General features: G+C 45.9%; 9 protein-coding genes. 1 reads left to right on the top strand and 8 read right to left on the bottom strand.

The annotated features are described in order from the left end of the window. Positions 1-14 precede the first annotated feature (14 nt). On the bottom strand, positions 15-1,121 hold the full coding sequence (locus MHB41_RS03660) for a nitric oxide synthase oxygenase (protein WP_101676693.1): 1,107 nt from the start codon (positions 1,119-1,121) through the stop codon (positions 15-17). 104 nt (positions 1,122-1,225) lie between these two features. Continuing rightward, positions 1,226-1,783, bottom strand: coding sequence for a PadR family transcriptional regulator (locus tag MHB41_RS03655; protein WP_340899183.1), 558 nt, complete (start codon positions 1,781-1,783; stop codon positions 1,226-1,228). Between the two features lie 112 nt (positions 1,784-1,895). On the opposite strand from MHB41_RS03655, the gene MHB41_RS03650 reads away from it, so the two are divergent. Continuing rightward, positions 1,896-2,381 (top strand): phenolic acid decarboxylase, encoded by a 486-nt coding sequence (locus MHB41_RS03650; RefSeq protein WP_008341777.1) that lies wholly within the window; start codon positions 1,896-1,898, stop codon positions 2,379-2,381. A gap of 61 nt (positions 2,382-2,442) precedes the next feature. On the opposite strand, the gene MHB41_RS03645 is transcribed toward MHB41_RS03650, so the two are convergent. The 6 genes from MHB41_RS03645 to MHB41_RS03620 form a co-directional block, all read right to left on the bottom strand. Next, the gene (locus MHB41_RS03645) at positions 2,443-4,074 is read right to left on the bottom strand and encodes a M14 family metallopeptidase (RefSeq protein ID WP_041116161.1); all 1,632 of its coding nucleotides are present in this window, start codon (positions 4,072-4,074) and stop codon (positions 2,443-2,445) included. 177 nt (positions 4,075-4,251) lie between these two features. Then, positions 4,252-5,550, bottom strand: a complete 1,299-nt coding sequence (locus MHB41_RS03640) for a citrate:proton symporter (protein ID WP_034283666.1) — start codon at positions 5,548-5,550, stop codon at positions 4,252-4,254. Between the two features lie 347 nt (positions 5,551-5,897). Then, a complete protein-coding gene (locus MHB41_RS03635) occupies positions 5,898-6,875 on the bottom strand; it encodes a tripartite tricarboxylate transporter substrate-binding protein (protein WP_034283665.1) in 978 nt (325 codons plus the stop codon). Positions 6,876-6,878: 3 nt separating this feature from the next. Continuing rightward, positions 6,879-7,574, bottom strand: coding sequence for a response regulator (locus tag MHB41_RS03630; protein WP_024424602.1), 696 nt, complete (start codon positions 7,572-7,574; stop codon positions 6,879-6,881). Between the two features lie 3 nt (positions 7,575-7,577). Continuing rightward, positions 7,578-9,173, bottom strand: a complete 1,596-nt coding sequence (locus MHB41_RS03625; RefSeq protein ID WP_340900255.1) for a sensor histidine kinase — start codon at positions 9,171-9,173, stop codon at positions 7,578-7,580. A 140-nt stretch (positions 9,174-9,313) separates the two neighbouring features. Beyond that, a complete protein-coding gene (locus MHB41_RS03620) occupies positions 9,314-12,361 on the bottom strand; it encodes an exosporium glycoprotein BclB-related protein (RefSeq protein WP_340899184.1) in 3,048 nt (1,015 codons plus the stop codon). Positions 12,362-12,399 lie beyond the last annotated feature (38 nt).

The following is a 12,399-nucleotide window of genomic DNA, read 5'->3' as shown; positions in this document are numbered from 1 at the left end:
AAACCTAGCTCTCGCTAGGCTTTTTCTGTCCCGTGATAGGGCTTTTCCTGATAAAAATAGTTTGGTTTCACAATGGTATTGTCGTAATGCTTGTGGAATATGTGGGTAGCAGCTGGTGATACTGGCGGAATCAGCCATGTCCAGTCCCCAGTCAGCTTGCGGTCAGCCTTTTCTTCCTGCTTTTCAAACTGCTTGAATTGATGTGCTGCTGTATGGTGATCAACAATGGTCACCCCTGCTTCACGATAAGAATGGAGAACCGCCACATTCAATTCGACAATGGCTTTATCCTTCCAAAGGGACGCATTCTTGGTTGTGTCCAGTCCTAAAAGAGAAGCGACTTTTTTCAGCATATTGTAGCGGTTTTCATCCGCTAGGTTGCGTGCGCCAATTTCTGTGCCCATATACCAGCCATTAAACGGTGCAGCATTGTAATGAATACCGCCAATCTCTAATTTCATATCAGCAATAATCGGAACCGCATACCATTTTAGTCCCAAATCACGGAATCCATCATATTCAGGATGGGTGATCTCTACCTCTTGGACGATTTCTTTCGGAAGCTCATACAGAACAGGCGGCTGACCTTTTAGCTGAAACATGAGAGGCAAAATATCAAAATGTGTGCCTTCTCCTTCCCAGCCATAGGCTTGACATAATTTTGTTAATTCAAGAGATGCCTCGTCGCCGATGATGCCATATTCCGACTCATAGCCTGCATAACGAACGAGCTGATGATTATAAATGACGACTTCCTTCTGTCTGTTTTTCTCTGGGGGAAAAATCGTAATGGACGGTTTGATTTTCCCGCCATTTGTCGCATACTCAATATGATGAAAGAGCGCCTCCTTCACCTCATCCTCTGTCTTTACATGCCGGCAGTCATGCACTTGCAGGGTCGACCAAAACAAACGGCCAATGCAGCGGTTACTGTTGCGCCATGCCATTTTCGCCCCGTGAGCTAATTCCTCTAGTGTATGCGTATAAATTCCTTCAGACTCAATTTCTTTTTTTATTTCATGCAGACGTGCTGCTTTCTCTTCATTTGACTTGTTTAATTCTTCATAGCATACAGAAATAAAAGCTTCTGCTTCATTCCACAACGCTTCTTGATTACTCAAACATACTCGCCTCACTTTAATACGAATATATCCATTGTAGCGGTTTCTATTGATAAATTCACTCGTTTCAAACCATTTTTTATCATATCATCCGACCATTGTCCTTAGATCATAGATGAATCAATACGTTTAAGGGTCTTTTGGAGCCAGCGGACATAGCCTTTTTCTCTTTCAATTGCCCTTGTGAGCACTAAGTAATGCCCAAATTGCGCTGAATGCAGCGATTCAGCAGAAGGGTCTTCCTCTGTCAAAGCGTGCAGCTTCTGTTCCAGCACATCTACTTTCTTGGTGCGCTCTAACAGTTGATAGGCAAACAGGTCAGCCGCTTCTTTTTTGTCCATGGAGGAGATGAAAAAGGTTTTGAGCATGAATTCATCCTTTGTTGTTTCCGGAATCGGATCTTTTGTTTTTAACCACTGACGCAATTCTTCTTTTCCTGCCGCTGTAATTTGATAGACCTTCTTCTCCAGCTTTTTTCCTTGTATGTGAATATCAAATTCAATAAATCCTTCCTCTGTAAGACGCTTCAGCTCAGGGTAAATCTGACTGTGCTTCGCACTCCAAAACTGTCCAAGGGAATCCTTAAAATGTTTCGTGATATCGTATCCCGTCAGCTCATGCTGATCCAGCAAGCCAAGAATGGCATATTTTAGTACTCTCATGATGTGCCTCCAACGCTTATTCTTTGACAATAGTATACCATAGACTTTAAAATAAATATGTAAATCACAACATGTTTGAAAAAACATCATTCTAATGAAAGAAGGAATAAACATGGATCAATTCGTTGGACTTCATATGATTTATACGTATGAAAATGGCTGGGAATATGAGATTTACATTAAAAACGATCACACCATTGATTACCGCATTCATAGCGGAATGGTTGGAGGACGCTGGGTCCGTGATCAAGAAGTAAATATTGTGAAGCTGACAAAAGGCGTATACAAAGTCTCTTGGACAGAACCAACTGGGACAGACGTCTCTCTGAACTTTATGCCTGAGGAAAAACGCATGCATGGCGTCATCTTCTTCCCTAAATGGGTGCATGAACGTCCAGATATCACAGTTTGCTATCAAAATGACTACATCGATCTCATGAAAGAATCTCGTGAAAAATACGAAACCTATCCGAAATATGTTGTCCCAGAATTTGCGGACATTACGTATATCCATCATGCAGGTGTGAATGACGAAACCATTATCGCAGAAGCACCATATGAAGGCATGACAGATGAAATAAGAGCTGGACGAAAATAAAAAAAGCGGCACGCCTAGTGCCGCTTTTACATTTGATAAAGGGCTATCATTTTAGTCCTTTTTATTGAATGCCTAACGTCTTTTTTGGAAGCATGAAACGATAGACTGGCAGTTCATCACCTGCTTTTGAAGCAATAAACCCTGATGACATATAGCTGTCCTTTGATTCTGGTTCAAGGGCAAGTGAGAGCAAATTGGTTTGCGGCTGTGCCGTGACATATACCTTTGTTCCTTTTGGCAGCTGGCGTTTCTTGTCAACGAGTTTTGTTTCAAGCTGAATATCTGTTTTGCTCTTTTCCTCTCGCTTTGTCACCTGATAGGCTTGTACCGGCACTTTCATGCCAGCCGGCAATGTGACACTTTTTAATCCTAATGTTCTGAGTTTCCTTTCTACTCCTTCATGCCCCGGAAGAATGAGATAAGCTGTCGGCCGTTCTCTTGTTAAGACGGGAACAGCATCGCTCGCACTGTGAAAGCGTACAGGAACTTGAGTCGTTTGTCCCTTCTCAATATCAACCATTTCCAACGAGTCATTGACAGATGCTTTGAAATCGTCTTGAATGACTACCTGATCATCATCATTTGGCAGCAGTCCTTTTTTGACCAGCTTCAGCCGCTCCGTCACCATTTGCTGCTTCACCTGTTTGGCATGTTTCACTGTAGTTTCAATGATTTTTTCATGGGTGGCTACTTGGGCAGCGACGCGGCGGGCAAAATCCTCTCTTCCAATCCCAATCCCTCTGCTTTCTACAAGAAATGACAGGGCTGGCGAAAGTGCAAGGGCATTACGGCCAATTCGCGCATCCGTTCCACCTTCATAGATGTCGATCTTTCCATCCTTTCCTCTTGTGTTTGTATAATACAAATCGTTAGAAAACCCTTTATTTGTCAGCGTTTCACGAACTCCGTTTACATACAACTCATTTGATGTCAGCCGGATGCTTTCTGGAATATTTAGATTCTTCCCTGAAAGAATAAGCAAATCATGATATTTGAGAGCGCCTGATGAACCGATATTTTCAAACTGCTTTTGACCCACATCGTATTCATGGGCATCAATGACCACTTCTGGCGCATACCGATTAAATTCTTGATGCAGGGCTGTCAGTTCTGGAGATTCTAATGTCATATGATCACGGTTTCCGTCTAATCCGTTTGCCAGTCTGCGGTCAAACGCATAAGAACCATCAGGATTGATTCTTGGGACAATGATGATATTGACATGATTGAGTATACGCTCTCCTTCTTCACCTGCTAATCGTTTTGCAATAACGAGAGCAGATTCACCGGAGGCTGGTTCATTTCCGTGTATTTGTGCTTGGAGCCAGATGGTTGGCTTTTTTGAAAGTGGCGTGATGGAGCGATCCTTTGTAAAGTACAGAGCCGGAATGGATCTGCCTTCAATGGATGTTCCAATCTGTCTCTGCGTGGCGTAAGGACTTTTGCGGACAATGTCTCGTAAGAAAGCTTGAAGCTCTTCTTGGGTCGTAAATGCTTCTCCTTTTTTCTGAAAGGCAGGGGTATCAAACGTCTCGTCAGGCTCAGGGTATAGCTTTTTCACTGAAGCCGGCTGTTCATAACTCTTTCCATAATAAGGGGTTTCTGCATGAGCTGAAGCTGGGCTCACCATCGACAAACTGCCTGCTAAGAGGCATGCAGCAGCAAAAAGAATCGTGCCTTTTCGTTTGGACATGCTATCCTCTCCCTTCGTTGATTTGCATTATAAAGAAAAAAACAGCAAAAGTGTCAGTATTTTTCAAAAATAAATCTTTTGGAGGAACAGGCTTGTCTTTGTCTAGGGCAAATGAATGGAGCCTGGTCGGCAATATGACCTAAAAAAAGTGCCTGCCCGCAGCAGACACTTTTTTATTTACCAGATGGAAATGGCCCCAATGAGAACCGCCATGACGGTCATAGCGACGACTGCCAGCACAGCCCATTTCATCCCAAATTTCTGATGCTGATCCAGTGATACGCCAACAAGTCCAACAAGTAAATGAGTCGATGGAACAAGTGGACTTAACATATGAATCGGCTGACCAATAATAGAGGCTCTGGCAATCTCAATTTTATCGACACCATATGCTGCCGCTGTTTCTGATAGGATCGGCAGTACGCCGTAAAAGTATGCATCATTCGGCATAAAGAAAGTAAAGATCCCGCTTGTTAATGCGACAATGACTGGAATAAAGCCGCCCAGCTGCTCTGGAATTGCAGATACAATCGAAATCGCCATTTCATCGACCATTTTCGTTCCAGTTAGAATACCTGTAAAAACACCTGCCGCAAAAATCATCGAAGCAATGGCTAAAACGTTTGTTGAGTGAGCCGCAATTCGCTCACGCTGCTGGTCCAAGTTCGGATAGTTCACGATAATCGCCACACAGAAAGCAAGAACAAATAGAACAGTTAAGCTGACTTTACCTGATACAAGCAGCAGCACCAATAACAAAGTCAGCGCCAGGTTAAACCACCAAAGCTTCGGCCGTTTGATGTCATCTTGCAGTGCCGCTGCCATTTCATTTGCATGAATCGGCTGGTCAAGTTCAATCACACCAAGGCGTTTTCTTTCGGCTTTTCCAAGAAAATAAGCAACAATAATCATACTGAGAACCCCTGCACCAATGACTGGAATCATTGGTCCAAATAAAAGTGAAGGATCGACGCCAAGTGCACTCGCCGCTCTAGGTGTAGCTCCTCCCCATGGAATTGTATTCATAATTCCCATGCCGACCCCGGCAATACCCGCTAAAATAATTGGACGGATGCCAAGCAGCGTAAATAGTGGAAGCATCGCTGTTGTTGTAATCATATACGTTGTCGTTCCATCACCATCAAGTGCAACAAGCATCGTCAAGACAGCTGTTCCGACAACGATTTTTAATGGATCGCCTTTAACGATTTTTAAAATTTTCGCCACCATTGGGTCAAATAAACCCGCATCAATCATAATGCCAAAGTACAAAATCGCAAACATGATCATGACTGCTGTTGGTGCGACTTGCTGCACACCTTTAACAATCATGTCTGAAATTTCAGTAAAATGAAAACCTGCAATAAGAGCAAATGCAATTGGTGTTAACACCAATGCCGTTAAAACAGACATACGTTTCGTCATAATCAAAACCATAAATACAATCATCATAAGAAATCCTAAGATTGCTAACATATTGTTCACCCCTTATGTTGTATACGCTTTCATTAATGTGTTGGTATCCCATTTCCAACCCTTTTTGTCATCATATCTGAGGTGAGAATTGAAGTAAATATTATGAATTTTAATTCTTTTTCGGTCGATAAATGCTTTTTGTTCATTTTGTTCAAACATTGGGCTTTTTAATTCCATGAAAAAAACAAAGGGTTTATTTAAGCCCTTTGTCTTCTTTTCAGTGTGATAGAAAACCTTTGCAGTCTAGGAAGGATGAGTACTGGAGCGGAGCGAATATGAGATTCGTGAGCACCAGCACACAGAACCGGCACCGAATGCAAGGGTTTGTCTACACGCTGGAAGCGGTCTCACTCGATCGCTTGTTCTCCTTGTATCAATTGCTCATATTGCCTTAATTGATCTTCCATAAAGACCTTTGCCTCTTTGCTGTTCATATAACGACTTGTCCAGCCCTTTTGCTTTAATCGCTTTTTCCAGGACTTCGTTTTCGTCATTTTTTGAAGAAGCTGATCCCATTCACGAACCTCATGCTGACTCATTTGTTTTGGGCCCATCACACCGCGCCAATGGGAAAAGATGAGCGGAATGCCCTGCTCTTTCCATGTCGGCACATCTTCAAATCCATCTAAGCGCTGGCTGGTTGTCGTCGCTACGAGCTTCAGCCTCTTTTTTTCATAATCATGACGAACCTCTGTAATGGTAGTCGTTGCTGCATCCACCTCATGGTCGATGAGCGCCTGAAATAAATCATCTGCACTGTCAAATTTCAAAAATTGAATGCGATATGGATCAATTCCTGCCATTTCTGCTGCCCGGGCGAATGAGATTTGATCATCATTTCCAAAATCAGGGGCAAATCCAATTTTTAAGGAATCTGGTTTTTTCTTAAGTGCGTGTAACAGCTCCTTCCCATTTGAAAAAGGAGAATCCACTGGGACTGCGACGACCTGCCACTCTTCTGCAAGGATTGCCAGCGGTGTCACATCATTCATCGTCACGTTACTGCTGCCAAGCAAATTACGGCTTAACAATAAGCTTGAATTTAAACTGATATAGTTGGCTTCTCGCTCCATCATGTATGTCCATCCTTTATCCACCGTTCCGCCTCTTTGATAAAGAATGTTCACAGGCCGGTTCACCAGCTTCTCTTGTTCAAGCACTGATTTCATCACCTGAGCCGTTTGGTCAAATCCCCCCTCTGGTACACCCGACACCACAATATATAAGGAGCTTTGCTGCAGGAAAGAATCACCGGCCTTTTTTTCATTAAAGGTGAGCGTCATACAAAGGCAGAGCACGATCACAAAAAGTATTCCTTTTTTCATCTTTTATGACTCCGCTTGTTTGGCAGGGTAATATTTACGTTCAGGTCTGCCAATGATTCCGTATGCAAGCTCTGCCCGGCATTCCCCTGTTGTCACGAGATACTCTACGTACCGTCTCGCCGTTGTACGTGATGCGCCCATCTTTTCCCCGAGTTCTTCTGCTGTAATTCCGCTATTCTCTGATGCCATCAATGTTTTCACTTTATCCAAGGTCAGTGAATTGATGCCTGTAGGAAGATCTCTGTCATCCCTTTGTTTTGGCTCTTCCTGCATCTGCCCAAAAAACAGATCGATCATCGTTTGATTGACTTCATCCTTTGAATTGATGATGTCTTTCTTCTCTTTATATTCAGTTAAAACTTGTGCAAACTTTTGTGCGGTCACCGGTTTGATTAAATAATGAACCACTCCGTAATGAAGCGCATCTCTTAAAAGCGTCGTTTCCGTTGCAGCCGTGATAATGATCACATCTACTTCAGGATAGCGTTCTCTTAAAAGCGGCAGCAGGTTTGTGCCGAGCTCATCAGGCATATAGACATCAAGCAAGATGAGATCCACTTGTTCCCTCTGGAGCGCCTCCCACATATCCTTTGCACTCTTTGCCTTTCCAGCGACCTTAAATCCTTCTATCTTTTGTATATAAGATTCATGAATGGCAGCGATTCGAAAATCATCCTCCGCAATGAGTACCTTAATCACCATCTATTCCCCCTTTGTGCCTTTCGGTATGTATACAGTGAAGATGGCACCGCCTTCTTTTTGGTTCGCAACTTCAATCCAGCCCCCAAGCTCGTCCAACACTTCTTTCACATTTGCAAGCCCATAGCCTCGTCCTTCTCCCTTTGACGAATGGCCTCTTGTGAAAATCTGTGACAGCTCCTCTTCATTCACTCCATCACCTGAATCTGACACTTCTATGATAATATCAAACCCAATATCTGTGATGAACAGGTCTACCTCGCGCTTCTCCTTATTTAATACAGCTTCAAAAGCATTATCTACGAGATTGCCAATGATGGTGATAAAGTGAGATAGGCTTAAATGAGCTGGGAGCGGCTCTAGTGAGCTATTTTCATCAATGTGGAAATGGACTTTTTTCTCAGATGCTTTCCCTAACTTGCCAAGTAAGATGGCTTGTATTTTAGGAGAACGAATCTGCTTCATGAGTAAATCGTGCTGACGGTTTTGCAGATGATATTCTTCTTTAATTAAGTCGATGGCTTCATCGAATTGCTTCAGCTCAAGCAGGCCTAAGATGGCGTACAGCTTATTTGAGAATTCGTGCGTTTGTGCCCTCAGGTCTTCTGAATATTGACTGACCTCTGTTAATGTATCCAGCAGCTTCGTCAGCTCTGTTTTCTCCCTGAAGCTCACAATCCCTCCGAATACTCGATTCTCCTGCATTACTTTTTTCACATTTAAGACATAGGTTTTATCATTAACGACGGTTTCGATGTTAGGTTCAATCATCTCTGCCTTTAAATAGAGAAGAAGTTTGGCATTTGGCAAGACTTGATCAATATGAAGGGGCAGCTTTGATGAGACGCGCAGCATGTGCTCAGCTGATGTATTCATCATCGTAATCGCGCCTTTCTGGTCAAACGCAATGATCCCTTCTTTTATAGCGAGCAGCATCGCCTCTCTCTCTCGATACAACGAAGCAATTTCATGCGGCTCAAGCCCTAATGTATCTTTGCGAATACTCTTCGTTAAAAAAATCGCACCGAATATGCCAGGCAAAAGCACAAGAAGGGCAATATAGCTAAGTTTCAATAGCTGATGAGCTGTCGCTTGATCAATTTCCTTTTTTAAAAATTCGACGGTGACTGTGCCGATAATTTCTTCATACCCCTCTGTTTCTTTCATAATGGGTGCACTGCCTCTGACAACGGTTTCACCATTAGAATCATCAGTTGATATGGAGGTTCCTCCAAATAAGAGGGTACTTCTTCCTTCCGATACACTGATGGTTTTTCCTACGTCCTCATGATTCGTATGAACAAGGACCTTTCCTTTTCGATTGGTAATGAAGATGGCATGTGCTCTTACTTGCTCCTTCATTTGCTCAAGCACTGCCTGTTCTTCATTTTGGGACGCTGATAGAGCCACCGATGCTTTAATGGGCGGCATATATGATATCGTTCTAGCGGTCTGCACCGCCAGCTGTTCAGCTTGCCCCTGCCTTTCTGATGTCTGCAAAAAACCAAAACAAATGGTTAATAATGCAATGACAACAAGCAAAAGCCCGATAATTAACCCCAAAATTTTCGTTTGTAAAGTGACTTTCCTTTTGCCCATTCTCACCGCTACAACCCCTAATTCAGTAGATTCACCCGAATAGACTCTAAGAAAATGATATCATTTTTTCTGACTAAGTTAAGAGAAAATTCTTTCAAACAAAAAAGACGACTCAAAATCGAGTCGTCCCTGTATGCCTATTACGTGATCGATAAACCAGCACTCGCATAGCCTGCTACGGTATTCACTAAGGAAAGACCTGTAGCTGATGCGGAGAATACAACAAGCAATCGTGTTTCAGGTGTGACTGGTACATTTAGACCAGTCGCGATACCATTTGCAATTGCACCCAGCGTTAAAACACCGGTTAAAGCTGGTGCTAAAGTGACACTCGCTACTTGAGTGAAACTGTTATTTGGTGTTGGTGAAGCAAACAAACTAGCTGTGACCGTAATACTTGTGCCAAGCAAAGAAAGAGCAGCTGTCGTACTGAAATAGCCGGCAAATGATGTGATTGTTCCGGCTCTAGGAACTGAGAACGCCATGTTGAGTAAAGTGCCTGCAGCGCCGGTTAAATCAATCACTCCGCCTAAAATACTGACACCTGTCGCTGAGTTACCAAATCCGATCAAGCTGGATGTTCCAACGAGACCGCCTGCAATTGTTGTCAGGACAGCAGGTGTACCTGAAGCAAACGGAATGATCGCACTCGATCCTGTCACTCCTGTTGGACCGGTGGCGCCTGTTGCTCCTGTACCTGTGACCCCCGTTGCGCCGGTCACTCCGGTGGCGCCGGTGAGACCTGTAACTCCGGTGACTCCGGTGACTCCAGTTAATCCAGTTGCTCCGGTTGCTCCGGTTAAACCTGTGGCTCCCGTGGCTCCTGTTACTCCAGTTGCTCCGGTTAAGCCTGTGGCTCCTGTGACACCGGTCGCTCCGGTTACTCCAGTTAATCCAGTTGCACCGGTCACTCCTGTCGCTCCGGTGACTCCAGTTGCTCCGGTGAGACCTGTAGCTCCTGTGACTCCAGTCGCACCTGTATCACCCGTTACCCCAGTTGCTCCGGTTACTCCAGTTGCACCCGTATCTCCTGTTACCCCGGTGGCTCCTGTGACGCCGGTTGCTCCTGTATCTCCAGTTACACCGGTTGCTCCTGTACCCGTGACGCCCGTTGCTCCGGTCGCTCCTGTATCACCGGTTGCACCAGTTTCTCCTGTCGCTCCCGTGACACCTGTCGCGCCTGCGGCTGCTAATAACGTATAGTCTGAAGAAGTATCCGGTGTGCCTGTTGGCGGCGCTGTATTGACCAGATATGTTCCACCTTCATATGTCACCACTTGACCTACTGGATAGGTTGGCGCTGTTGCTGGGTCAAATGTCAGAATACCAGTTAATCCTACACCGGTTACTCCTGTTGCCCCTGTATCACCAGTTATCCCAGTTGCTCCAGTTGGGCCTGTGACGCCGGTTACACCCGTATCTCCTGTTACCCCGGTGGCTCCTGTGACGCCCGTTGCTCCGGTCGCTCCTGTATCACCGGTTACCCCAGTTGCTCCTGTCGCTCCCGTGACACCTGTCGCGCCTGCGGCTGCTAATAACGTATAGTCTGGAGAAGTATCCGGTGTGCCTGTTGGCGGCGCTGTATTGACCAGATATGTTCCTCCTTCATATGTCACCACTTGACCTACTGGATAGGTTGGCGCTACTGCTGGATCAAACGCTGCAACTCCAGATAAACCGACACCTGTCGCTCCGGTCACTCCTGTTGCCCCTGTATCACCAGTTGGTCCTGTGACGCCGGTTGCACCAGTTTCTCCTGTCGCGCCTGTGATCCCTGTTGCTCCTGTTGCTCCTGTGCCAGTAGCTCCGGTTGGGCCAATTTCCCCCGTCGCTCCCGTAATACCAGTAGCTCCGGTTGGGCCAATTTCTCCCGTAACTCCAGTGACGCCGGTAGCTCCGGTTGGACCAACTTCCCCGGTTGCTCCTGTCACTCCTGTTGCGCCGGTGGAACCCGTGACTCCTGTACCGGTTGCTCCCGTAACGCCAGTCGCTCCTACAGCGGCCAATAACGTATAATCTGGTGACGTATCAGGTGTACCTGTTGGCGGCGCCGTATTGACGAGGTAAGTTCCTCCTTCATATGTTACCACTTGACCTAATGGATATGTCGGCGCTGCCGCTGGATCAAACGCTGTGACGCCGGCTAGACCTACTCCCGTCGCTCCTGTAATCCCTGTGGCACCGGTGGCTCCTGTGGCTCCCGTATCACCAGTTGCTCCTGTGACACCGGTTGCTCCGGTTGCACCGGTGGTACCCGTTGCTCCTGTGACTCCTGTGCCAGTAGTTCCGGTTGGACCAATTTCTCCAGTCGCTCCTGTAACACCAGTGGCTCCGGTTGGGCCAATTTCTCCCGTCGCTCCCGTGACGCCGGTGGCTCCGGTTGGACCAATTTCTCCTGTTGCTCCCGTAACGCCGGTGGCTCCGGTTGGACCAATTTCTCCTGTTGCTCCCGTACCGGTAGCGCCTGTAACGCCAGTCGCGCCTACAGCGGCTAAAAGCGTATAATCTGGTGATGTATCTGGTGTACCTGTTGGTGATGCTGTATTCACAAGATACGTTCCACCTTCATATGTCACCACTTGCCCCAATGGATATCCTGGTGCTGCTGCAGCATCATACGGTACAACCCCAGTTAAACCCACGCCGGTGGCTCCAGTTGGACCTGGATCTCCTGTGACACCTGTTGGCCCTGTACCTGTTTCCCCCGCTGCAGCTAATAATGTATAATCTGCCGACGTATCCGGTGTACCTAATGGAGGTACTGAATTGACGACGTACGTACTGCCATCGTATGTCACCACTTGCCCTACTGGGTAGGTTGGTGCTACTGCTGGATCAAATGCCAAGATGCCTGTTAAACCTACGCCTGTTGGACCGATTGGACCTGCTGGACCTGCTGGGCCTGCTGGGCCTGCTGGGCCTGCCGGACCCGCTGGACCCACTGCACCCGCTGGACCTGCTGGGCCTCTTCTTCCTCTCCCGCCTGGCGGACCTTGAATCACACAAACACAAGGATCTTTTCCGCAGCAAGGATTTTTTACTGGTTTCCTAGGCTTTTCTGATATCCCTTTTTTACAACTATCACATTCCCAGCCATCATCCTTATACGCATCATACCAGCTTCCTTTTTGGTAGTGGTCTGTCGAATGAGTTGGATATGTCTTACCACATTGCCTACATCTTTTCATAGAATCACCCCCATCCATCGTATTCATCATGACTGGGA

Origin of the sequence: Bacillus sp. FSL H7-0578 (assembly GCF_038630855.1) — a bacterium.
Classification (GTDB): domain Bacteria; phylum Bacillota; class Bacilli; order Bacillales; family Bacillaceae; genus Bacillus; species Bacillus safensis.
The sequence above is the reverse complement of the archived record's forward strand: the minus strand, read 5'-3'. Positions and strand labels throughout refer to the sequence as shown.

What these genes read in the sequence shown, in the direction of transcription:
- MHB41_RS03655 (WP_340899183.1), bottom strand. Translation starts at nt 1,783, where the DNA reads ATGAGAGTACTAAAATATGCCATTCTTGGCTTGCTGGATCAGCATGAG.
- MHB41_RS03650 (WP_008341777.1), top strand. Translation starts at nt 1,896, where the DNA reads ATGGATCAATTCGTTGGACTTCATATGATTTATACGTATGAAAATGGC.
- MHB41_RS03645 (WP_041116161.1), bottom strand. Translation starts at nt 4,074, where the DNA reads ATGTCCAAACGAAAAGGCACGATTCTTTTTGCTGCTGCATGCCTCTTA.
- MHB41_RS03640 (WP_034283666.1), bottom strand. Translation starts at nt 5,550, where the DNA reads ATGTTAGCAATCTTAGGATTTCTTATGATGATTGTATTTATGGTTTTG.
- MHB41_RS03635 (WP_034283665.1), bottom strand. Translation starts at nt 6,875, where the DNA reads ATGAAAAAAGGAATACTTTTTGTGATCGTGCTCTGCCTTTGTATGACG.
- MHB41_RS03625 (WP_340900255.1), bottom strand. Translation starts at nt 9,173, where the DNA reads ATGGGCAAAAGGAAAGTCACTTTACAAACGAAAATTTTGGGGTTAATT.
- MHB41_RS03620 (WP_340899184.1), bottom strand. Translation starts at nt 12,361, where the DNA reads ATGAAAAGATGTAGGCAATGTGGTAAGACATATCCAACTCATTCGACA.